The sequence below is a fragment of the Micromonospora sp. CP22 genome (assembly GCF_009712475.1).
Taxonomy (GTDB): Bacteria; Actinomycetota; Actinomycetes; order Mycobacteriales; family Micromonosporaceae; genus Micromonospora.
The window spans coordinates 110,510-133,015 of record NZ_VCJO01000003.1; the positions used below are offsets into that span (position 1 = coordinate 110,510).

A 22,506-nucleotide genomic window follows, 5' to 3' on the forward strand; every position below is an offset into this window, starting at 1 on the left:
GGTCAGCGGATCGTCGCCGTACGCGGTCACCGGAAGGTGCCGGGGTGTCCTGCGCCGCGTCGCGTGGCGGCCTGTCGTACTCCTCCGGCAGGATGCAGGGCGGATATGCCGACCGCGACGACCAGCCGAGCGGAGTTGCCCGATGACCGACCAGGGGTTCGACGGCCCGGACGAGGGGGTGGGCCGGGTGCTGGGCACCGCCGACGCCACTCCCCTACAGTTCTGGACGGCGGTCTCCCCGGGCAGCTACCTCCAGCTTGACGACGTGGTGGTGACCCGGCGGGAGCTGCCCGACCGGGAGCCGGTGACGATCGCCGGGGTCGTCACCCAGGTCCGGGCGCGGCACGAGGGTGCGCAGTTCGACTCCGACGTGTTCGCCATCGCCGACGGCACCCTCCCGGCGCAGGTGCAGGAAGCCGCCGAGATCACCACCACCCGGGTCGACCCCGAGTTCTACGTGCCGCCGCAGCCGGGTGCCGTGGTGCACCGGGCGGAGGGCGACGCCCGGGCCCGCGCGTTGCACTTCGACCGAATGGAACGGCGCATCCCGATGGGCACCGGCCGGGACGGCGTTCCGGTCTACCTGAACGCCGACTTCCTCGACGGCAGCCGGGGCGCGCACGTGTCGATCTCCGGCATCTCCGGGGTCGCCACCAAGACCAGTTTCGCCACCTTCCTGCTCTACTCGGTGTTCCGTTCCGGGCAGCTCGGCGGCGACGCGGTCAACGCCAAGGCGCTGATCTTCAACGTCAAGGGTGAGGACCTACTCTTCCTCGACCATCCGAACGCCCGGCTCGACGACGCGACCCGGGCCGCGTACGCCCGGCTGGGCCTGGTCGCCGACGCCTTCCCCGACGTACGGGTCTACGCGCCGCCACGGGTCAACGACTCGTCCGGCACGCCGGACGTGAGCAGCCGGCTCACCGGGGTGGACAGCTTCTACTGGACGCTCACCGAGTTCTGCGCCGACCGTCTCCTGCCGTACGTCTTCGCCGACGCCGACGACGAACGGCAGCAGTACACGATGGTGGTCCACTCCGTCGCCGCTCACCTGGCCCGGTACGCCCAACCCGCCGACGGCGGCGTCAGCATCGACGGCGTCCGCCTGGGCAGCTACGGCGACCTGGTCGACCACATCGTCGAGCAGCTCAGCGACGACGAGACCCGGGGCGACTGGGCGGGCAGCGCGGTCGGTCTGGGCACGGTCAACGCCTTCGCCCGCCGGCTGATCGGCAGCAAGAAGGACCTGTCCCGGCTCATTCGCGGCGACCTGGCCACCCGCCGCCCGCACAGCATCAACACCTCGGAGAGCGCCCAGCTCACCGTCGTCGACCTGCACAACCTGCCGGATCGGGCGCAGCGTTTCGTGGTCGGTGTGACGCTCAAGAGCGAGTTCGAGCGCAAGGAGAAGTCCGGCACGGCCCGGCCGCTGCTCTTCGTCGTGCTCGACGAGTTGAACAAGTACGCCCCGCGCGAGGGTTCCTCCCCGATCAAGGAGGTGCTGCTCGACATCGCCGAGCGGGGCCGCTCGCTCGGGGTGATCCTGATCGGTGCCCAGCAGACCGCCAGCGAGGTGGAGCGCCGCATCGTCACCAACTCGGCCATCCGGGTGGTGGGCCGGCTGGATCCGGCCGAGGCGTCCCGCCCGGAGTACGGCTTCCTCCCGCCCGCCCAGCGACAACGCGCGCTGCTGGCCAAGCCGGGCACGATGTTCGTCAACCAGCCGGACATCCCGGTGCCGCTCTGCCTGGAGTTCCCGTTCCCTGCCTGGGCGACGCGGGTCTCCGAGGCGGGGGCCGCGCCGTCGCAGACCCTGCGTTCGATCACCCAGTCCGCCGACCCGTTCGCGGTGGTCGGGTCCGGCGGCGGCACCGACGACGACATTCCGTTCTAGCCCCGGGGTGGGATGACAGCATGAAGATCCTGCACACCTCCGACTGGCACGTGGGCAAGGTCCTCAAGGGGCAGTCGCGGGCCGAGGAGCACAAGCAGGTGCTGGCCGAGGTCATCGACATCGCCCGGCGGGAACAGCCCGACCTGGTCGTCATCGCCGGTGACCTCTACGACACTGCGGCACCGACCCCGGAGGCGACCCGCCTGGTCACCCGGGCGTTGACCGCGCTGCGCCGCACCGGCGCAGACGTGGTGGCGATCGGCGGCAACCACGACAACGGCCCGGCCCTGGACGCGCTACGGCCGTGGGCCGAGGCGGCCGGCATCACCCTGCGCGGCGGCGTACGGGAGGATCCGGCCGAACACGTCATCGACGGCACCACCGCCGGTGGGGAGCGTTGGCGGCTGGTCGCGTTGCCGTTCCTGTCTCAGCGGTACGCGATACGCGCGGTGGAGATGTACGAGCTGACCGCCGCCGAGACCACCCAGACGTACGCCGACCATCTGGGCCGCATCCTCGCCCGGCTGGCCGAGGGTTTCGACGAGCCGGACCGGGTGCACCTGGTCACCGCCCACCTCACGGTGGTCGGCGCGGCCACCGGCGGCGGCGAGCGGGACGCGCACACCATCATGGGGTACGCGGTGCCCGCCTCGGTCTTTCCCGGCACCGCCCACTACGTGGCGCTCGGGCACCTGCACCGCTCCCAACGGGTGCAGGGGCCGTGCCCGATCCGCTACAGCGGCGCTCCTCTCGCGGTGGACTTCGGCGAGCAGGAGAACGTCCCGGCGGTGACCCTGGTCGAGGTCACCGCGACGACGGCGGCGCGCATCCGCGAGGAACCGGTGACCTCGGCGACCGCCCTGCGCACCGTACGCGGCACCCTCGCCCAGCTCGCCGAGATCACCCCGCCCGAGGGTTGGCTGCGGGTGTACGTGCGCGAGCAGCCCCGCGCCGGCCTGCGGGAGGAGGTGCAGCAGTTGCTTCCCCGCGCCCTGGAGATCCGGATCGATCCGGAGCTGGTGCCGGCTCCCGGCACCGGCACCCGGGTGGCCCAACGCTCCGGCCGCTCACCCCGCCAGTTGTTCGCCGACTACCTGGACAGCCGGGGGCACGCCGACGAGGACGTCCGGCAACTCTTCGACGAGCTGCTCGAGGAGGTCGATCACTGATGCGACCGATGCGGCTGGACCTGGCCGGTTTCACCGTCTTCCGCGACGCCGCCACGATCGACTTCACCGACGCGGATTTCTTCGCCCTGGTCGGGCCGACCGGTTCCGGCAAGTCGACTGTGCTCGACGCGATCTGCTTCGCGCTCTACGGCACGGTGCCCCGCTGGGGCGGCACGCGCGGGCTGGGCAACGCGCTCGCCCCGTCGGCCACCGAGGCACGGGTTCGGCTGGTCTTCGAGTCCGCCGGGGCCCGGTACGTCGCCACCAGGGTGGTGCGTCGGGACGGCCGGGGCAATGTCAAGACCGCCGGTGCCGGGTTGCAGCTGATGCCGGAGGGGTTCGACGTCACCAAGTTGGACACCGGGCTCAGTCCGGAGGATCTCGGCGAGGTGGTCGCCGGCACACCGGCGGAGATGGACGCCGCCGTGCTGGCGGCGGTCGGTCTGCCGTACGAGCAGTTCACCAGCTGTGTGGTGCTGCCGCAGGGCCAGTTCGCCGACTTCCTGCACGCCCGCCCGGCCACCCGGCAACAGATCCTGGTCAACCTGCTCGGGCTCGGCGTGTACGAGCAGGTGCAGCAGCGGGCCACGACCCGGGCCGGGCAGGCGGAGGCGAAGCTGGAGACGGTCGACCAGTTGCTCGCCGGGTTGACCGACATCGACGACGCCGCGCTGGAACAGGCCGCCGGTCAGGTGGACCGGATGCGGAAGCTGGCCGAGGCGGTGACCGCCGCCGTACCGGAGCTGGCGGCGGCGCGTGCGACGGTCACGGAGGCCACCGCGGCGCTGGCCACGCTCGACGCCGAACTGGCCCGGTTGGACGAGGTGCGCGCACCGGACGGGGTCGCCGAGGTGGCCTTGGCGGTGGTTGAGGCGCGCGCCGCGGCCGACGCGGCGGCGGCCGCGGTGTCGCTGGCCGAGGAACGTGAGGAGAAGCTACGCGGCGAGCTGACCGCCGCCGGTGACGAGAGCGCCCTGCGGATGCTGCTGCGGGCGTACGCCGACCGGGAGCAGCTCGGTGACCACGCGGAGCGGGTCCGCGCCGGGGTGGACGCGGCCGAGGTCGAGCACGACACGGCGGTGCGGGCGTTGGCCGAGGCGCAGGCGGCGGCCGAACGCGCCGAGGCGGAGCTGGCGGCGGCGTTCCAGGCACACGAGGAGGCGAAGACCGCCGACCAGGCGACGGCGTTGCGGGCCCATCTCACCGCCGGGGAGGTCTGCCCGGTCTGTGAGCAGACGGTGGCCGAGGTGCCGCCGATTCCGGCCGGTTCGGCGGTGACCCGGGCGGTGGCGGCCGGCAAGGCGGCCCGCGCGGCGAGCGAGGCGGCCCGGAAGGTCGTCGCCGAGCGGGACGCCGCCGCGCGGGACCTGGAGCGGGTGCTGCTGCGGGCCCGTACCGAACACGACGGGCTCCGGGCCCGCCTGGCGACGCTGGACGAGCAGCTCGCGGGCGCGGCCACCGTCGAGGCGCTGCGGTCGCGGCTGGCGGAGTTGGCCCGGCTGCGGCAGGAACTGGACGAGGCGACCACCGCGGTCCGGGCCGGGCGGGACGCGGCCCGGCGGGCCCGGGGGGCGGTGGAGGCGGCGCAGGAACGGCTTCGGGCGGCGTGGCGACGGTTCGACGACACCCGCGACGCGGTGGCCCGGTTCGGGCCGCCCGCCACCGACCGCGAGGACGTCGCCGCCGCCTGGACCACGTTGGCCGAATGGGCGCAGGATCAGGCGCACCGCCGCCGGTCGGAGCGGGCCGGGTTGGCCACCGCCGTGACCGAGGCCGAGTCGGCGGCCGACGCGGTGGCGGACCGGATCGCCGGCATCTTCGCCGACGCCGGGTTGCCCGCCCCCGACGATCCGGTCCGCGCCGCCACCGTCGCCGTGGAGCGGGCCGAGGCGGAGCTGCGTCGGCTGACCGAGCGGCGCGAGCAGGCCGGGGCGTTGCGGGAGCAGCGGGCCGAGCACGAACGCGAGGCGCGGGTGGCGCGGGCGTTGGCGGGGCACCTGCGCGCCAACAACTTCGAGCGGTGGCTGCTGGCCGAGGCGCTGGATCTGCTGGTCGACGGGGCGTCGGGGATTCTGCGGGAACTCTCCGGCGGCCAGTACGACCTGGTCCACGACAAGGGCGAGTTCTTCGTGGTCGACCACCACGACGCCGGGCTGCGTCGCGGGGTGCGGACGCTCTCCGGCGGGGAGACCTTCCAGGCGTCGCTGGCGTTGGCGTTGGCGCTGTCGGAACAGTTGGCGGGGATGTCCACCACCGCCGCCAGCCTGGAGTCGATCGTGTTGGACGAGGGTTTCGGCACTCTCGACGCGGCCACCCTCGACACCGTCGCCGCCACCCTGGAGAACCTCGCCGCCCGGGGTGACCGCATGGTCGGCGTGGTCACCCACGTGCCGGCGTTGGCCGAACGCATCCCGGTCCGCTTCGAGGTGCACAAGGACGCCCGCTCGGCCCGGGTGGAACGGGTCGGCCGGTGATGCGGTCGTGAGCCGGTTCTTCGTCGACGCCTGGGATCCGGGCTTCGGTACCTCGTTCGAGGCGTCACCGGCCGGACCGGCCGCTCCGAGCAGCGCGCAGGTCGAGGCGGAGCACGAGTTTCCGGTGGTGGACTGGCGGGCGATCGGCCCCCGGGCGGGGGTTCGGGCGCCGGACGTGGTGCTGCTGGTCGACGGGGTACGCCGGATCGACGCCAGCATCTGGACGGCCGAGGAGGACGGCGGCTCGTTTCCCGGGCTGGCCGCCTCCTACGCCGCCGGGGTGGTGCGGTGCGACCTGGACCGGGGTGCCGCCCAACTGGCCGGTGCCACGGTGGCACGCGGTCTGTTCACCGCCAGCCCGTCGGCGACCGACGTGGTCGCCGGCAACGTCCGCTACCCGGTGCACCGGGTCAGTGGCAGCGGCGAGCTGGCCAAACTCCCGGCGGCGGTGCAGGGGCCGTTGACCGCCCTGGAGGTGCAGGTGTCGGCCGCCGCGCGTACCGACGACGACCTGCTGGTGGTGGACGGGCCGTTGCGGAACCGGCGGCAGTTGCCCCGCACGCTCGGTTACATCAAGACCCAGCACAGCCAGTACCTCGACGCCCGACTCACCGCCGTGGTCACCGGTCTTCCGCCGGGGCACCGTTCGCCGGTGTTCCGGCTCGGTACCGCCTGGGGTGGCTGGTCGTGGTATCTGCGGCTGCCGGTGGCGGCGGGTGCGCCGTGGGCGGGCATCGTACGGCTGGAGTGCTCCGCCGACCTGGAGATCGCCGAGGCGGTGCGGTTGGCGGACCTGTCGCTGGTCACCCTGCCCCGGTTCGCCTCCAGCCCGTACAAGGACCCCCGGGCCCCGCAGAACCTGATCCCGATCGCCGGGCTGGAACGGTTGCTGCGTTCCCGGTTGGGCGACGCGCGACTGCTGCATCGAGCGCTGACCGCCGCCGCCCGCGCCGCCGCCGCTCGGGCGGGCCGCTGAATGGGCCGCCGACGCGACGCCGACCGGATCACCGAGCAGGTCGACACGGGGCTCGCCGAGTTGCTACCGGATCCGGACCGGTCCGGTTCGTGGACGCTGCTGCTCGACGGCGCACCTCAGTCGCATGTGGACCTGACCGACCCGACGCACCTGGAGTTCGAGTACGTCCGCCGGTTGGCCGCCGTGATCGACCTGGTGGCCGCTCCGGGGGCGCCCCTGCGGGTGTTGCATCTGGGCGGCGGCGCGCTGACCCTGCCCCGCTATGTCGCCGCCACCCGCCCGGGCTCGACGCAGCGGGTGGTCGAGGTGGACAAGGCCCTGGTCGACCTGGTGCGACGGGCGTTGCCGTGGCGGGCCGACCCGCGCCTGAAGGTCCGCGTGGGCGACGCCCGAGCGGTGCTCGCCTCGTGCCGGGAGGCCAGCTACGACGTGGTGGTCGCCGACGTCTTCGCCGGTGCCCGGACCCCGGCCCGGCTGACCTCGGTGGAGTACGCCGCCGAGGTGGCACGGGTGCTGCGTCCGGCGGGCTGGTACCTGGCCAACGTCGCCGACGGTCCACCGCTGCGCCACGCCCGGAGCCAGGTGGCCACCGTGCGGACGGTGCTGCCCAAGGCGTGTCTGGTCGCCGATGCCGGGGTGCTGCGGGGCCGGCGCTACGGCAATCTGGTGCTCGTCGCCGGTCGCCAGGACCCGCCGGTCGCCGCGCTGGCTCGCCGGGCCGCCGGTGACTGGTTCCCTGGTCGGGTGCTGTCCGACGCGGAACTCGACCGCTTCACCGGGGGTGCCTCCGTGGTACACGACGACGACGCGGTCGACTCGACGCCACCGCCGCCGGGGATTTTCTCCGTCCGACGTTGATCCGTTCGGTGCCGCCCTCCGTACCAGTGAGCAGCCATGCCCGTGGGGGGACGGCTTTCTGTCCATGGACGTCGGAGGTCTGCATGCACGCACTGGCGGTCGGTTGGCAGGACGACCGGGTGCGGGTGGACTGGATGTCCGCCCGATCCCAGTCGCGGTCGACCACGTCCCCTCGTGGGGTCGACTCCCGGGCGGCGGCTCGCCAGAATAGCCCGGTGACGCCGCGACCCACCCCTGGCCGCCACCAGGCTTCCACTACCGAAGCCGCACACTCGGACCAGTTGATCCGCACGCTCTACGCCGAACACGCCGGACCGCTGCTGATGTTCGTGATGCGGCTGACCGGCGGTGATCGGCAACGGGCCGAGGACATCGTCCAGGAGACGCTGCTGCGGGCTTGGCGCAACGCGCATCGGCTGGGCACGCAGGGACAGGGGTCGCTACGGCCCTGGCTGGTGACGGTGGCGCGACGCATCGCCATCGACGAGCACCGCAGCGAGCAGGCCCGTCCGGCCGAGACGTACGACCGGGACCTGACCGCGTTCGCCGAGGCCGACAGCACCGACCGGGTGCTGCGGTCGATGACGGTGGCGGACGCGCTGCGAACGTTGAGTCAGTCGCACCGGGAGATCCTGGTGGCGACGTACTTCCGGGGCCGGACGGTGCCGGAGGCGGCCGAGGAACTCGGTCTGCCACTGGGCACCGCGAAGTCGCGGGTCTACTACGCGCTGCGCGCGCTGCGCACAGCTCTGCAGGAGAGGGGGGTGACGGAATGAGCCGGGTTGACCACATGGACGTCGCCGCGTACGCGCTCGGCGTGCTTGACGAACAGGACATGGAGCGGTTCGAGGAACACCTCGCGACCTGCTGGGCCTGTGCCGCCGAGCTGGAGACGATGGTGCCGGTGGTCGGGCTGCTCTCCGACATCGACGAGGGGTCGATCACGGCGCTGGAGCAGACCCACACGGATCCGGTCCTGCTGGATCGAACGCTTGTGGCGTTGCGTACGCACCGTCGACGGGCCCGGTTCCGGCAGGTCCTCGCGACCGCGGCGGCCGTCGTGGTGTTCGGTGGGTTGACCGGTGTCGTGTTCAGCAACCTCACCGACAGCAGCTCGGCACCGCCGATCGCCGGGCCGACCACGGCTCCGGTGGACCCACCGACCGACCGCCCCGGAAACCCCAGCGGTCCCAACCTCGGTGGCAACGAGCAGGAAGGCGCCCAGATCGACGTCACCGACGCGACGACCGGCGTACGGGCGACCTTCTTCCTCATCTCGAAGGACTTCGGCACCAAGATGGACTTCAGCCTGAGCAGGTTGCCCGGGCCGCGCACCTGCCGACTGGTGGTGGTGCGTGACGACGGTTCCACCGAGGTCGTCTCCACCTGGTTGGTGCCGGACGGCGGGTACGGCACCAACAGCAACGGGCAGTTGCTCGCCCTGTCGGCCGCCACGTCGACGAAGCTGGACAAGATCAAGCACTTCGAGGTGCAGGAGGTCGACTCGCGGGGAGCCACGGACACTCTGGTGACCATCCCCACGGCCTGATCCGCGTCCACGATGGCCCGCCTCGGTACCGAGGCGGGCCATCGTCGTCTCGACGGTGACCGCCCCGACCCGGGATAGCTTGGCTGTCACCGCCCGGACCTGGGGATACGGACTCATACGGACAGAGGGGCCAGGCGGTTCAATAGATTCCTGTGAACTTGCCCACCGTTTCCGATTCAACCTTGACAGCGCTCGCCCCGTATTTCCCGGTGAACTTGTCAAGTATGAGGAGGGCACGTGGCACAGATGAAGCGGACCGTCATCGCCGTGGGCGCCATGTTCGCGCTTACGGCCTGCGCTCCCGCAGGTTACAGCGGGGCGGACGCAGGCGCGGCCGAGCCGGTCGCCGTCGCCGCGGCCGAGCCCAGCACGAGCGCCGACCCCGAGAGCAGCGCGGAGCCGGGCGCCTCGGCGTCACCGGGCGCGGAAACCGAGAGCGACGCTCCCCTGCCCGACGGGGTCGAAGCCACCGAGAGCCTGACCGCCAAGAAGTTCCCCCGGATGGGCAGCGCGGTGGTCAACCAGGACGGATTCATCCTGTACCGCTTCGACCGCGACAGCAACGACCCGCCGTCGTCCAACTGCGACGGCCAGTGCGCCGAGGTGTGGCCGCCGGCTCTGACCGACGGCACCCCGAAGCTCAAGGGTGTCTCCGACGACGCCGTCGGCACCATCACCCGCGAGGACGGCACCCGGCAGATCACCCTCGACGGCTGGCCGCTCTACACCTACATCGGTGACAAGAAGGCCGGCCAGTGGAAGGGCCAGGGCGTCGGCGGCACCTGGTTCGTGGTCAACCCGGACGGCAGCAAGAACCTGGAGTGCCTGCCGAAGGGCACCCCGAAGGCGGTCGCCCCGCCGTCGAAGAGCAAGTCGGAGGACTCCGGCTCCGACTACGACTACTGACCCGTCAGCACGGCGAGTGGCCGGCCGCAGCCAGCGATGGCGCGGCCGGCCACCGTCGTCTGTCAGGCGCGCTCCCAGGGGCTGGGCACCGGGAAGTAGGTGTCGAGGAACGGCGTGACCACCTTGAGTTGCGCGGCCAGGTCCTCCTCGGTGGAGAACGCGTCGTTCAGGCAGAACACGTGCCGGTCGCGCTTGGCCAGCAGGTGCGCGAGACGGGCCGGTGTGTCGGGGTGGGACAGTTCCGCGATGGTGTACGTCAGCTCCCCTGGTACCGCCCTCCCGGTGTGGAACGCGTAGTAGTGGTGCAGTGACGAGGCGATCGAGATATCGGTCAGGCTCCGGAACCGACTCGCGGCGGTCTGCTTGTGCTGGGCGGCGAAGGTTTCCTCGATTTCGTAGAGCACGCTGCGCCGCAGGGCGTGGGGCATGTGCTTCATCTTCTGCGCGAGCACCGTGCCGAACCGCTCGGCGATCAACCCTCGGTTGTTCTTCCCCGCCGCAGAGGAGGGAATGTCCTCCGTGGACGGTGCACCGGGCGGTACCAGGGCGGGCGACGGGAAGAACCGGGAGATCCCGTTGGCGAAGAAGAAGTCGCTGGGCAGCACCTCGCAGCCGAGAAAGACATCGTCGTTGAAGTAGAGGAAGTGCTCGGAGAGCCCGTCGATGTGGTGCAGTTGGCTCTCAATGGCGTGTGAGTTGTAGGTGGGCAACACCGACCGGTCGGTGAAGATCTCCCGATGGCTGACCACCTGGATTCCGGGTGCCGATTGATCCAGCCAGCTCGGTATCTGGTCGTCGGTGACCAGGTACACATTGCGCACCCAGGGTGCGAACAGGTGTAAGGACCGCAGCGAGTAGCGCAACTCGTCCCGGCTGAGGAACCTGGCCGCACTGGCTGCCTCGCTGTGGTACGGGCTACCGGTCGCCGCGGCACGACGCCGCAGCCACTCGGGATCCGTACCGTCGACCCAGGTGTACACGACATCGATCGGGAACGCGACGTCTTCCGGACGTCGGCCGGCGAACTCCGGCCTTGTCCGAGCCGTCGCGGGAGCCGACGCGGGCAGCAACGCGGTGAACAGCGATTCGGACACGGCGACCGGCGACGTGTCCGCCACGACCTCCTCGGCCACCGGGTTACGACGGGGAGCAACCAACGCCGTTCCCTGCCGATTCCAGAACTCGATCTCACAGCCGTACGCCTGGCCGAGGACCAGCCGCTGCCGAAGGTCTGTCCAGTACCAGGTCACCCGGATCACCGATGCCTCGGTGATCCGCTTCCACGACTTCGACTCGAAGCCCGGCAGCGGCGTCTGTTCACTGCCCTGGCGCACCGCTGCCACGTAGCCCGGTACCCGGGTGCAGGCAACGCTGAGGGCAGCGTACGCCCGCTCCCGGTCAGCGGCATCCACCGCGACCACCGACGACAGATGCGATCGACCACAAACGCGGAAGTACTCCACGCCGGCCTCGTCGAACGCGGCGGTCACCGCCGCCAGGTTCTCCGTCCGGGCGCGCACCGGCGTGCTGTCGGCCACGACCTGGGCCACCCGAAGCGCCTGGTCCGCGACGACGACCGCCCGGTCACCGCCAGCGAACAGTTCCGGTTGACGACGAGCCAGCCACTCACCCCGGCGGTCAGCGAGTGGGGTGCTCCGGGACGCCCGCGCCACCCACTGCTTCAACTGGTGCCGGGCCCGCGGGCTCACCTTCCGCGCGATCGCCCGACGGGTCTGCGGGCTCAGCACCCGCCGGTAGACATCGACCAACCCGGCCGGTTCCGCCAAGGCTCGCGGCGTATCCGAGTCGCTGCCACTCCCGTCCGCCATCTGTGTCACCGTCCCACCCCGGCTGCCGGCCGCACAATGAGGTGGTGCCCGCCGCTGTTCACCGCTGGGGCCCCGGCAGCGCGGCGATGGCGGCGGTTACCCGCTGGCAGTTCTGCTGATCCTGCACCTCGAAGAACTCAGCCGCACGCCTCGAATACATCTCCTCGCGGACGCAACCGTTCTCCAGGTAGGCAACGATGGCCTTGACCGTTTCAGCAGCCGACTCGCAGACCGGGCCGAACCCATGGTCCCGGTGCTCGAAGTAGCCGCGACGGTAGCCGCCGATGGCGAAGTACTCGTCGCTGTCGAAGTGGGCGTAGATCAGCGGGGTGCCCAGATAGGCCACGTCGAAGGCGGTGGAGGAGTAGTCGGTGATGAACAGGTCGCACTGCCGAAGGGCATCCTGCACACTGCGTTGCGTTTGGTCCACGACAGCGAAGCAGGACTCCGCAGGGACCATGCTCGTCGACATGGTTCGCATCTCGTAGTGCGGGAGGAACTCGAGCACGTACCCATGGCGTTGAAGGCTCTGCTTCAACTCGTCGCTGCCGAAGAGCTCCTCGAGGAACTTCGCATATCGGGATGACTCAAACGGAAACCGGGGCCGCAGCGACGGGTTGTAGGACGGGCTCACCAGGTAACTACGCCAGGTGGGCATCAGCAGGATCCGTCGGTGCCCGCGATCCGGAAGCAACGCGTCGAAGCGTGGGAAACCGAGCCGTTGCGCGGCGCTGCCGTAGTCGAACTGGTTCGCCACATACTCGGCCTCCTTCCCGGCGGCAGCCACGAACAGGTCGACCCCGGTCTTGGCGCGGTGCAGCCCACCGCTGACGTCCTTGTCCGTGACCCCGTGCTGAAGGAAGACGCGAGCCGGACCGATGCGCCAGTTCAGGTGCTTCAGGAAGGCGGTGCGATCCCATCTGGACGGAAGCATGTACGAGTCGATGTCATAAGAGTTGATCAGCTTCGTGGCGTGCAGCAACAAGAACTTGTGTCGGAACGAGTCGTACGTGACGACATTGCCGAGCCCGCGCAGCCGCTCCCGGTCGGGGCTGTTCTTCTCGATGACGTAATAGGCGTTCCGCCTGCGCTCGTTCTTCCGCAGATAGCGGAACAGGTGCCAGGAGTTGTCCTGTGCGGTGTCCTTGCGCTCCCCGATCAGCCAGATGTCCCGTCGCCGCATGAACGGTTCGGTGAGTGCCCGCAGCAGGCGTTGCTTCCAGAACGGTTGTCGCGAGACAGCGTGTCGCAGATCCTTGCGGAGCAGCATGCGCTGCCATCGACGCCGGCCTGCAGCGCCGCCTGCCTTGAGGACCTGCAGCGTAGCGTCCTCCCGCCCGCTGAAGCCGGGAAGAATACGGGTGTCGCCAGCGACCTTCAACAGCGCGTCACGCATGAAGGCGGCGGAGATCAGACACTGCCGGGATGCCTGGCCGGTTTCCGTCATGAAAACCAGCCGCAAGCTGTGGTGGCCGCCGCGCAGCTCGGCGACTGGAATCTCGGCCGTGAAGCCGGCCCACTCACGGTTGTTGTCCGGCGACTTCAGATCGGCACGACGCTCCAGTGTCGCCGGGGTCGTCAGGCTGCTACCCCGCACCCGCAACCCGAGCGGGGTCTTGATCGGACGGTTCATCGGGAGCCCGCTGATCTGCACGTGCCCCGACACCTTGAGCTTTTCGCCCGAGTCGCTCAGGCGCACCTGCTCAAGCCGCGCGGATACGCTGCTCACCTTAGTGAGCGGCAGGAACGCCGGTGGAATCGGATAGTCCAGGAACAGCTCTCCCCCGCACGCCACCACTCCCTGCACCCGTTCCCAGGGGCGGGCGAACAAGTCGAAATCGTACGACTTGAAGGCCAGGTATGGGACTCGGTGCCGGGTGTCGGCGGTCCATCGGGCAATGAAGGACGGCTCGATGTCCTGGTAGATCTTGCTGCACTTCTCGAAGATCCGCCACAGGTCCTTATCCTCGAACAGCAGGTGTGCCCGCATGGCGAAACCCTGGTAACTGCGGACGAGGAAGCGCTCAAGCACCTCCCGACGAAAAACGTCGAGTTCGGGTCGCAACTCCGCGAGGGTCTCACAAAGTTCGAGGTGATCCCAGTAGTTCTGCTCCCGCGTAAACAGATTGTCCATGATGGAGTTACCGCTGACCCGACGACGGTACTGGTAGACCACCTCGTCGACGAGGGCGATCCGCTCCGCCTTCAGCAGCATCGGTATGGCGAGGAAGGCGTCCTCGAAGTGCACCCCTTCCCGGAAGCGGAAGCCTTGCTGCCGCAGTTGGTTCAGGTCGTAGAGCTTGTGACACGGTCCGGCGTCGAAGATCAGCTCCGGTGCGTCGACGACGGATTGCAGCAGGCGGTCTCCCTTTCCGAACGGCTTCTTCCACAGGAAGGCCGTGGGCTTCGGGAAGGTGTCCATGTCACCGATCGCGATGCTCGCCTGATGCGTCACGATCGCCTTGAGTAGGACCTCGATGGCGCGTGGCGGCAGGATATCGTCCGAGTCGACGAACGCGACGTACGGCGTGTCCGCCATGTCCAGGGCCAGGTTCCGCGCGGCGCCCGGCCCGCTATTGTTCTGCCGCACCGCTGTGACGTTGGGATGTTCCGCAGCAAACTGCTTGGCCAACAGATCGGACCCGTCGGTGCTGCCGTCATCGACCAGAATCACGCGGCACTGTGCGAATACGGTCTGCGCCGCGATCGAGTCAAGGGTCTCGGGGAGGTAGTCCTCCACGTTGTAGACCGGGACGATGATCGTGACCTGGGGGACAGAGCCTACCACTCGGAGCTCCAGTGAGGATGGTGTGCGGGGAGTACGCGTTGACAGCTGCATCTACGTGCGCCGGGGTCAGCCGTCCGGCCTGGTGAGGATGTTGTGGCCGCCGGCTGACCTGAACCGGGAGTTGGGCAGGGTCGGTGCGTCGACCTGGTTGGGGTGTCGCCTGACCGGAACGCTCTGCCCGGCTTGACGCCACAGGGCGCTGGCCCCCTGCTTGCGCCGCTCGGCCACCGTCTCCTCGGGCAACTCGAACGGTGCCGGGAAGGGCAGGTAGCGGGGCAGGAAGTCGGCGAGCATCCGCTCCTGCTCCTCCAGCGCGCGAGGATCGGAGTCGGTGTCGTTGAGGCAGAACACGTCACGGTGCCGCTTCGCGAGCAACTCGGCGAGGCGGGCCGGTGTCGAGGGGTGACCGAGGTCCGCGTACTCGTATTCGATGTCGGCCGGAACCGCCTGCGCGGTCAGGTACGCCCAGTACTGGTGCAACGACGAGGGGATCGACAGGTCCTCGTGGTGGCGGAACCGGTGCTGCGCGGTGGCCGTCACGTCGGCCTGCAACACCGCCTCGATCTGACGCATGATGCTGCGGCGCAGGGCGAACGGCGTGTGCTTCATCTTCTGTGTGATGGTTACGCCGAACTGCCGCTGGATGTGCCGACGGTTGTTCTTACCAGCGGCGTTCACCGGCGGGTCGGTGGGCTTCGCCTCGCCGAGCCCGAACTGGGCGGGTGAGGGGAAGAACTTCGCGATGCCGTTGGCGTGGAAGAAGTGGGTCGGCAGCAGCGGGCGGCCGAGGAAGACATCGTCGTTCAAGTAGAGGAAGTGCTCCGCCAGCCCTTCGATGCGGTGCAGCCGGGACTCGATGGCGTGCGAGTTGAACGACGACAGGCCGCCGAGGTCGGCGAAGAGTTCGGCGTGCGACACGACGGTGATCATCGGATGGCTGGGATCGAGCCAGCTGGGCAACTGACCGTCGGTGACCAGGAAGATCTTGCGCAGCCAGGGGGCGAAGCTGTGCAGCGAACGCATCGAGTAACGCAGCTCGTCCCGATTCTGGTAGCGCGACGAGTTGGCCGCGATAGCGTGCAGCTCGCCGCCCGGCGCGCCCATCGCGGCGCGCTTGCGTTCCAGCCACTCCGGGTCCGAACCGTCCACCCAGGTGTAGACCGCGTCGATCGGGAACCCGACCCGGTCCGGGGCCCGGACCGTGAGGTCGCGCCGAGTGCCGTAGGTGTGGTCGTCCGCCTCCGGCACGAAGTGGCTGAGCAACGCTGCGGCGACCCGCACCGGCTCGGCTCGGGCCGGCGCCTCGTCGATCACCGCGTTGTGTCGGGGTGCCCGGACGACGTCGCCCACCCGGCTCCAGAATTCGATCTCGCACGCGAACTGGGCACCGAGCACCACTCCGGCTCGCACGTCGGTCACCGGGAACCACACCTGGATCACCTCGGTCGGTGCCAGGTCCGGCTGGTTGCGCCCGGGGCGCACCTCGACGGTGCGTACGTGGGCACCCGACAGCGTCCGCGCGGACTCGACCAGCCGACGGACCGCGTCCCGCTGGTCCACCAGCACCGCCACAGAGCTACGCAGGTAGTCGTCGTTACGCAGGCAGTGGTACTCGATGCCGGCGGCCTCCAGCGCCCCGGTGACCGCCGTCAGATTACGGTGCCACATCTCCAGCGGCGTCGCCGCGGCCACCACTTCTGCCTCGGTGCGGGAGCCGTCGTCGGTCACCGTCACCCGGCTGCCGACCGGGTGCAGGACGTCACCACCGCGCGGCCGGGTGAAGGTACGCACCAGAGCGAGCCGGCGGTGTTCGGGAAGCAGGTTGAGCAGTCGCTGCCGGAGACCGGGCGGCAGGAGACGGTAGGCGCGCAGCGCGATCATCAGACAGACCGTTCACTATGGACGATCACGGCACGCTCAGCGGATACGGGCGCCGAGGCGGTCATCCGCCAGGCACCTCGTGTGAACAACCGCTCCGGCAGCCATCCCCGTTACCCTTCCCCACAGCTCCCCGTGACACGCGGACGGTCTCCGACCGACGTGGCAAACCTCGCCGTTCCGGACGGATCTGACCCCGCGCAGGTCGGACCATAGCAGTGCGTTCATCTGTGGGACAGTTGCGTTTCTATGGGCCGCTGCCGGGTCGACGGACAACAGGTCGGATAGGTCCGCTCCTGTGGTTTTTGCCCGAAGAATCCTGACCGATCAGGTGGTCCGGAAACTGAACGGATGGTTACCAGAATCGGCCGAGCACCATCTATCCCTCGGATCCCGGGCCACTGCGCGACGAGGAGTCCGCACACAGCACCGCTCCGGTCGCCCCGTGACCGGGATCGTGCGGGCTGCGGTCGAGGTGGCACAGTGACGTGGTGACCGGGATGGAGCCGAACCTGCGTCGGGTGCTGCGTACGCCACCCGGCTACCGCTTCGTCGCCTCGGTGCGCCCGCTCACCTTCAGCCCGTACGACCCGTGCGCCCGGATCGTCGCGGGCGTCCTCTGGTGGGCGGCGCGCACGCCCGACGGACCGGCCACCCTCGCCCTGCGACCCGAGGGCGACGGCCTGGTCGCCGAGGGGCACGGCCCGGGTGCCGCCTGGATGGTCGAGCACGCCGACTCGGTGGCCGGGCTCCGCGACGACCTGACCGGCTTCCCGGAACTCGCCGCGAGCCACCCGGTGGTGGCTCGGCTGGCCAGTCAGCAGGCGGGGCTGCGAATGCCGGCCACCGGGCTGATCTTCCCCCGGGTGCTGCGGGCCGTGCTGGAGCAGAAGGTCACCGGCAAGGAGGCCTACCGGGGGTACGCGGCGACGGTGCGCCACTTCGCCGAACCGGCACCCGGACCGGTGCGGCTGCTGCTGCCACCCGACCCGGCGGCCGTCGCGGCCACGCCGTACTGGGTCTTCCATCCGTTCGGGGTGGAACAACGCCGGGCCGAGACGTTGACGCGGGCCGCCCGGGTCGCCGACCGGCTGCAACGGTGCGCCGACTCGGCCCAGGCCACCCGGTTGTTGCGGTCGATCCCGGGCGTCGGGCCGTGGACCGCCGCCGAGGTGGTCCGGGTCGCGTACGGCGACGCGGACGCGGTGAGCGTCGGCGACTACCACGTACCCAACACGGTCGCCTGGGCCCTGGCCGGGGAACCGCGCGGCGACGACGCCCGGATGCTGGAGCTGCTGGAGCCGTTCCGGGGCCACCGGGGCCGGGTGTGCCGGCTGCTGGAGGCCGCCGCCGTGCAGGCCCCGAAGTTCGGCCCCCGCGCGCCGATCCGCTCCTTCGCCCATTTCTGAACGCCGGTCTCAGGCGGCCTCGCGCAGATCGGCCAGGCTGACCGGGGTACGCCGGTGCAGCAGTTCCGCCACCTCGTCGACCGAGCCGACCTCGCCGAGCACGTTCTTGCCGCCGCCGAAGCGGCGGGGATAGCGGTGCACCACCCGGTACACGTACCGGCCGTGGATCAGTTCGACGCTGACCCGCCACCGCCCGCAGCACCCGCACGCCCACTCCGCCACCTCGCGAAAGTAGCTCTGACCTGCGGTTTACCGATTCGCCCGAGCGGGACGGGACGGGCGTGAGACGGACACGCCGCCCAGCGGACGACGGTGATCCGGCTCACCACTGTCGGTGCCGTCTGGTTGACTGATCGCCGTGGACCTGCCGATCAACCCACCGGTGGAGCCGATGCTCGCCCGCAGCGTCAGCTCGATCCCCACCGGCCCGGGCATGACCTACGAGCCCAAGTGGGACGGCTTCCGCTGCATCGTCTTCCGCGACGGTGACGAGGTGGAGCTGGCCAGTCGGGGCGGCAAGATGATGACCCGCTACTTCCCCGAGGTGGTCGAGCAGGCCCGCCGGCAACTGCCGCCGCGCTGCGCGGTCGACGGCGAGCTGATCGTGATCCGCCGCGACGGCCCGGACGGGCAGCCTCGGCTCGACTTCGAGCTGCTGGCCCAGCGCATCCACCCGGCGGCCTCCCGGGTGAAGCTGCTCGCCGAGACGACGCCCGCCGACTTCGTCGCCTTCGACCTGCTCGCGCTCGACGACGAGAGCCTGCTCGACGCCCCCTACCCGATCCGCCGGGCCCGGCTGGAGCAGGCGCTGGCCGGGGTACAGCCCCCGGTGCACGTCACCCAGATCACCACCGACGTCGAGGTCGCGCGGCGCTGGTTCGACGTCTTCGAGGGTGCCGGTCTGGACGGGCTGATCGCCAAACCCGCCGACCTGCCGTACGAGCCGGGCAAGCGGCTCATGTCGAAGGTCAAGCACGCCCGCACCGCCGACGCGGTGGTCGCCGGGTTCCGCTGGCACAAGTCCGGTCCGGTGGTGGGTTCGCTGCTGCTCGGCCTCTACGACGACTCCGGAGTGCTACACCACGTCGGGGTCAGCGCCTCGTTCACCATGGCCCGCCGCGCCGAGCTGCTGCAAGAGCTGGCTCCCTACCGCGACGCCGGGCCCGAGCACCCGTGGGTGCACGGCGACCACGAACGCGGGCAACGCATCCCGGGCGGAGTCAGCCGGTGGACCGGCACGAAGAACCTGGAGTGGGAGCCGCTGCGCCCGCAGCTGGTGGTCGAGGTGGCGTACGACGCGATGGAGGGTGACCGGTTCCGGCACACCGCGCGCTTCGTCCGCTGGCGACCCGACCGCGACCCGCTCTCCTGCCGATACGATCAACTCGACCGGCCGGTCCGGTTCGACGTGGACCAGGTGTTGCGGGGCGACCCGACGGTGTCGGCCGGGTCCGCATAGCTTGGCCGTAGACCCGATCACGGAGGCTCGTTCGTGACCCGTACGCCCGACCGGATCCGCCGCTTCCGGCTCACCGTGGCCGGTCTGACCGCTGCTGCTGTGGTCACCGCCGGCTGCACGCTGCCGGCGTTCGCGCCGCGTGCCGACACCGACGGCGAGGCCGCGGCGACGGGAATTGCCAACTGGCGCTCCTGCCCCGAGGTGGCCGACGAGGTGGTGGGGCGACGCGCCCCGGGCATCCGGTACGAATGCGCCCGCATCCAGGTGCCCCGGGACTGGGCTGGTGGCAGCGCCGCCACGACCGGTCCCGCTGCCGGCAAGACCTTCGAGATCTCGCTCATCCGGGCCCGCTCCGACAACCAACGCGACCGGATCGGCTCCCTGCTGATCAACCCGGGTGGTCCCGGCGGCTCGGGCGTCGACACCGCCGTCTACCTCTCCTTCGGCGAGCAGTACGGCGGCCTGCCCGACAGCATCATGGAACGCTTCGACATCGTCGGCTTCGACCCGCGTGGCGTGGCCCGGTCCAGCCCGGTGAAGTGCATCCCAAATGCCGACCTCGACGCCGCCTTCGGCTACGACCCCGACCCGCAGAGCCAGGAGAAGTTCGACGTATTCGTCATGCTCAGCAAGCGGATCGGCCAGGGCTGCGGCGACAAGTACGGCAACCAGTTGCCGCTCTACGCCACCGAGCAGGCCGCCCGGGACATGGACGCCATCCGCGCGGCGGTCGGCGACGACAAGTTGACCTACCTGGGCTACTCCTACGGCACCCTGCTCGGTGCCACCTACGCCCAGTTGTTCCCGCAGCGGGTGCGGGCGCTGGTGCTCGACGGCGCGGTCGACCCCCGGCAGGGCCTGATCGAAGGCTCGGAGAGCCAGGCCAAGGGCTTCGAACGGGCCTTCGACAACTTCACCCGGTGGTGCGCCGGCAACCCAGCCCGCTGCCCGATAGCCCCCGACGCCCGTGCGGCGGTCACCAAGGCCATCGACAAGGCGCGATCACCTTCTCCGCTCGGCTCCGAAGACGGGCGGGAGGTCACCCCCGGCTGGATCTTCTACGCCGTCGTCTCCTCGCTGTACACGGAGTCCGGCTGGCAACAACTCGCCCGCGCCATCGACCGCCTGGAGGACGGCGACCCGGGCGAGGTGTTTCGCCTCGCCGACGCCTACACCGGCCGCGACGAGGACGGCCACTACAGCAACCTCTTCGACGCCAACATGGCCATCAACTGCGCCGACGAGGAGGAGCGGCCGAGCCTCGACCGGATCCGCCAGTTGCAGTCGCAGTGGCGCCAGAAATACCCGCTCTTCGGGCCGGCGTTGGCGGTCGGGCTGGTCTCCTGCACCGAATGGCCCGGCGGCAGCGACCCCTACCCCACCGGCAACGCCGACGGCGCCCCACCGATCCTGGTCGTCGGCACCACCGGCGACCCCGCCACCCCGTACGAGCAGACCCCGGCCCTGGCCGAGATGCTTGGCGTCGGTCAGGTGCTGACCTGGGAGGGCGAGGGTCACACCGCCTACCCGAACACCCCCTGCATCACCGAGGCCGTCAACGCCTACCTGATCGAGCTGACCATGCCGCCCGAGGGGAAACGCTGCCCGGCCCGGTAGGGCCACTATCGGCGTCCCCAGCAAACTGCTGGAGCCGTGGTTCGCGTCAGGCCGGGTAGTCCGCAGCGCACTCCGATGCACGGCGGATCTCCTGCGGATTGAGCAGGCGCTCGTCGCTCCCCGGTTGTTGGTACGCGTACTCGATGTTCTGCGGATCCGAACCGGCCGGGTAGCCCGGAACCTCCGACAGAAAGAAGACATCCGCCACCCGGTGATCCCTGTCCCTGCCCACGTCGACATGGAGAGTGACGCCAGCGACCTCCGGCAGCTGAATGAGCCTTTTCCAGGCTGATCTTGCAGCTCAGGGCGGGTGTGGCAGACCCGGTGATCGATGGGTGCGAGGCTCCAGGTAGGACAGCTGTCGACCAAGACTCGAAGCCCCGACCGGGAGCCTCGCCATGCTGTCCTACCCCGCCACGATTCCGTTGTCCAGCCGCACCCTGAACCACCTCGCCGACCGCATCCGCCACCACCGCATGCAGCGCCGATCCCGGTGGCGACGCCTCGACCCCGGCCGGCAGGCGCTGCTCGCCCTGGCCCACCTGCGCAACGGCGACACCTACACCCGACTCGCGGCCGGCTTCAACATCGGCGTCGCCACCGCCTGGCGCTACGTCCAAGAGGCGATATCCCTGCTCAGCGCGACAGCCGACGACCTGGACACCGCGATGCGACGCATCCGGCTGCTGGCATACGCGATCCTGGACGGCACGCTGATCCCGATCGACCGGGTCGCCAACCAGAGGCCCTACTACAGCGGCAAGCACAAACGCCACGGCGTGAACGTGCAGGTCATCGCGGACGCCGCCGGCCGGCTCGTGTGGGCATCACCGGCACTGCCCGGTTCGGCACACGACCTGACCGCCGCCCGCAGTCACGGCATCATCGACGCCCTGACCAGCGCGGACGTGATGACCTTCGCCGACAAGGGCTACCAGGGCGCCCACGGCAGCGTGCGTACCCCATTCAAGCGGCGCCGCTTCCGGCCGAAGCTGTCACGCAGGCAGAAGACCGTGAACCGGGCCCACGCGAAGATCCGCGCCCGCGGAGAACGAGCGATCGCCACACTCAAAACCTGGAAGATCCTGATCAAACTGCGCTGCTGCCCACGCCAAGCCACCGCGATCGTCCAAGCCATCCTCGTCCTAAACCACGTCGAAGCGAACCGCTACGCAGGATGAAAATGGCTCAATGTTCGAGTCAGCCGCCACACTCGTGACCCGGTACGCACCGCTGTCACCCAACACGATCCAACCCTCCGCAGCCAACTCCTCGACCGGATCCTCGACCTTCCAGTAGGTGTACCTCGTCGAGGTCCGGTCGAAGTTCGTCTCCTTCCCCATGGCATCGTTGTCGTACACCTCGACGCCGACGATCCGTTCGCCCTCACACAGTGGCGCGAAAGTGTGTATCTGGTCGCCGACCCGAGCCACACCGAACGCGTAGTAATCGTGACTCGGCAGAACGAACTGACAACCAGACACCAGCAGCGACACCGCCGCGAGCAGAAACCACCGACAGTAGAGCCTCAACAATCAGACCTCCGTCGATTCATCAACCGACTACCTGGCAATATTTCGGCATATAGAAGGTCGCGAACGCGACTACATTGCCAGCTTACTCCGGGCCCAGTCCCGTACAACCTCCGGTCCCTCTACTGAGGCATCGACCAAAGCAGCCATTGCCTCAGGAGTACCGAC

The 22,506-nt window shown here is 69.9% G+C and carries 18 protein-coding genes; 12 read left to right on the forward strand and 6 right to left on the reverse strand.

Features of this window, described 5'->3' with window-relative positions; all coding sequences use genetic code 11:
• Nucleotides 1–142 precede the first annotated feature (142 nt).
• From FF096_RS06470 to FF096_RS06505, 8 genes are all read left to right on the forward strand, one after another.
• Nucleotides 143–1,894, forward strand: a complete 1,752-nt coding sequence (locus FF096_RS06470) for an ATP-binding protein (protein WP_155215507.1) — start codon at nt 143–145, stop codon at nt 1,892–1,894.
• 20 nt (nt 1,895–1,914) lie between these two features.
• A complete protein-coding gene (locus FF096_RS06475) occupies nt 1,915–3,063 on the forward strand; it encodes an exonuclease SbcCD subunit D (RefSeq protein WP_155215508.1) in 1,149 nt (382 codons plus the stop codon).
• Complete coding sequence (locus FF096_RS06480; protein WP_155215509.1) at nt 3,063–5,537, forward strand: AAA family ATPase; 2,475 nt, start codon at nt 3,063–3,065, stop codon at nt 5,535–5,537. The genes FF096_RS06475 and FF096_RS06480 overlap by 1 nt, the downstream gene beginning before the upstream one ends.
• A 7-nt stretch (nt 5,538–5,544) precedes the next feature.
• Entirely contained in the window at nt 5,545–6,513 is a 969-nt protein-coding gene (locus FF096_RS06485) for a hypothetical protein (RefSeq protein WP_309222795.1), read from the forward strand.
• Nucleotides 6,514–7,371, forward strand: a complete 858-nt coding sequence (locus FF096_RS06490; RefSeq protein ID WP_155215510.1) for a spermidine synthase — start codon at nt 6,514–6,516, stop codon at nt 7,369–7,371. It abuts the gene before it with no gap.
• Nucleotides 7,372–7,454: 83 nt separating this feature from the next.
• Complete coding sequence (locus FF096_RS06495; RefSeq protein WP_155215511.1) at nt 7,455–8,147, forward strand: sigma-70 family RNA polymerase sigma factor; 693 nt, start codon at nt 7,455–7,457, stop codon at nt 8,145–8,147.
• Nucleotides 8,144–8,920: an anti-sigma factor gene (locus FF096_RS06500; protein ID WP_155215512.1), complete on the forward strand. Its 777-nt coding sequence runs from the start codon at nt 8,144–8,146 to the stop codon at nt 8,918–8,920. Before FF096_RS06495 ends, FF096_RS06500 begins: the two co-directional genes overlap by 4 nt.
• Nucleotides 8,921–9,157: 237 nt before the next feature.
• Entirely contained in the window at nt 9,158–9,826 is a 669-nt protein-coding gene (locus tag FF096_RS06505; RefSeq protein ID WP_375335300.1) for a hypothetical protein, read from the forward strand.
• Between the two features lie 62 nt (nt 9,827–9,888).
• Here the strand turns inward: FF096_RS06505 and FF096_RS06510 are convergent, their stop codons facing one another.
• The 3 genes from FF096_RS06510 to FF096_RS06520 are packed head-to-tail and all read right to left on the reverse strand — an operon-like array spanning nt 9,889 to nt 16,324.
• Complete coding sequence (locus FF096_RS06510) at nt 9,889–11,655, reverse strand: stealth family protein (protein ID WP_155215513.1); 1,767 nt, start codon at nt 11,653–11,655, stop codon at nt 9,889–9,891.
• A 58-nt stretch (nt 11,656–11,713) separates the two neighbouring features.
• Entirely contained in the window at nt 11,714–14,494 is a 2,781-nt protein-coding gene (locus FF096_RS06515; protein ID WP_155215514.1) for a CDP-glycerol glycerophosphotransferase family protein, read from the reverse strand.
• A gap of 15 nt (nt 14,495–14,509) precedes the next feature.
• Nucleotides 14,510–16,324, reverse strand: a complete 1,815-nt coding sequence (locus tag FF096_RS06520; protein ID WP_155215515.1) for a stealth family protein — start codon at nt 16,322–16,324, stop codon at nt 14,510–14,512.
• A gap of 488 nt (nt 16,325–16,812) precedes the next feature.
• On the opposite strand from FF096_RS06520, the gene FF096_RS06525 reads away from it, so the two are divergent.
• Nucleotides 16,813–17,730, forward strand: a complete 918-nt coding sequence (locus FF096_RS06525; protein WP_309222796.1) for a DNA-3-methyladenine glycosylase 2 family protein — start codon at nt 16,813–16,815, stop codon at nt 17,728–17,730.
• 9 nt (nt 17,731–17,739) lie between these two features.
• Here the strand turns inward: FF096_RS06525 and FF096_RS06530 are convergent, their stop codons facing one another.
• Nucleotides 17,740–17,952 carry a hypothetical protein gene (locus tag FF096_RS06530; protein WP_155215516.1) on the reverse strand — a complete coding sequence of 71 codons (213 nt, stop codon included), beginning with the start codon at nt 17,950–17,952 and terminating at the stop codon, nt 17,740–17,742.
• Nucleotides 17,953–18,088: 136 nt separating this feature from the next.
• On the opposite strand from FF096_RS06530, the gene FF096_RS06535 reads away from it, so the two are divergent.
• Together FF096_RS06535 and FF096_RS06540 are read left to right on the forward strand one after the other, a co-directional pair.
• Nucleotides 18,089–19,189: an ATP-dependent DNA ligase gene (locus tag FF096_RS06535; protein WP_309222797.1), complete on the forward strand. Its 1,101-nt coding sequence runs from the start codon at nt 18,089–18,091 to the stop codon at nt 19,187–19,189.
• 33 nt (nt 19,190–19,222) lie between these two features.
• A complete protein-coding gene (locus tag FF096_RS06540) occupies nt 19,223–20,806 on the forward strand; it encodes an alpha/beta hydrolase (protein WP_375335301.1) in 1,584 nt (527 codons plus the stop codon).
• Nucleotides 20,807–20,852: 46 nt separating this feature from the next.
• Here the strand turns inward: FF096_RS06540 and FF096_RS06545 are convergent, their stop codons facing one another.
• Entirely contained in the window at nt 20,853–21,014 is a 162-nt protein-coding gene (locus FF096_RS06545; RefSeq protein ID WP_155215517.1) for a hypothetical protein, read from the reverse strand.
• Between the two features lie 190 nt (nt 21,015–21,204).
• Between FF096_RS06545 and FF096_RS06550 the strand changes: the two genes are divergently transcribed.
• Entirely contained in the window at nt 21,205–21,987 is a 783-nt protein-coding gene (locus FF096_RS06550) for a transposase family protein (RefSeq protein ID WP_155215518.1), read from the forward strand.
• Here the strand turns inward: FF096_RS06550 and FF096_RS06555 are convergent.
• Nucleotides 21,952–22,341 (reverse strand): hypothetical protein, encoded by a 390-nt coding sequence (locus FF096_RS06555; RefSeq protein ID WP_155215519.1) that lies wholly within the window; start codon nt 22,339–22,341, stop codon nt 21,952–21,954. The genes FF096_RS06550 and FF096_RS06555 overlap by 36 nt on opposite strands.
• Between the last annotated feature and the right edge of the window lie 165 nt (nt 22,342–22,506).

What these genes read in the sequence shown, in the direction of transcription:
- FF096_RS06470 (WP_155215507.1), top strand. Translation starts at nt 143, where the DNA reads ATGACCGACCAGGGGTTCGACGGCCCGGACGAGGGGGTGGGCCGGGTG.
- FF096_RS06475 (WP_155215508.1), top strand. Translation starts at nt 1,915, where the DNA reads ATGAAGATCCTGCACACCTCCGACTGGCACGTGGGCAAGGTCCTCAAG.
- FF096_RS06480 (WP_155215509.1), top strand. Translation starts at nt 3,063, where the DNA reads ATGCGACCGATGCGGCTGGACCTGGCCGGTTTCACCGTCTTCCGCGAC.
- FF096_RS06490 (WP_155215510.1), top strand. Translation starts at nt 6,514, where the DNA reads ATGGGCCGCCGACGCGACGCCGACCGGATCACCGAGCAGGTCGACACG.
- FF096_RS06495 (WP_155215511.1), top strand. Translation starts at nt 7,455, where the DNA reads ATGCACGCACTGGCGGTCGGTTGGCAGGACGACCGGGTGCGGGTGGAC.
- FF096_RS06500 (WP_155215512.1), top strand. Translation starts at nt 8,144, where the DNA reads ATGAGCCGGGTTGACCACATGGACGTCGCCGCGTACGCGCTCGGCGTG.
- FF096_RS06510 (WP_155215513.1), bottom strand. Translation starts at nt 11,655, where the DNA reads ATGGCGGACGGGAGTGGCAGCGACTCGGATACGCCGCGAGCCTTGGCG.
- FF096_RS06515 (WP_155215514.1), bottom strand. Translation starts at nt 14,494, where the DNA reads ATGCAGCTGTCAACGCGTACTCCCCGCACACCATCCTCACTGGAGCTC.
- FF096_RS06520 (WP_155215515.1), bottom strand. Translation starts at nt 16,324, where the DNA reads ATGATCGCGCTGCGCGCCTACCGTCTCCTGCCGCCCGGTCTCCGGCAG.
- FF096_RS06550 (WP_155215518.1), top strand. Translation starts at nt 21,205, where the DNA reads ATGCTGTCCTACCCCGCCACGATTCCGTTGTCCAGCCGCACCCTGAAC.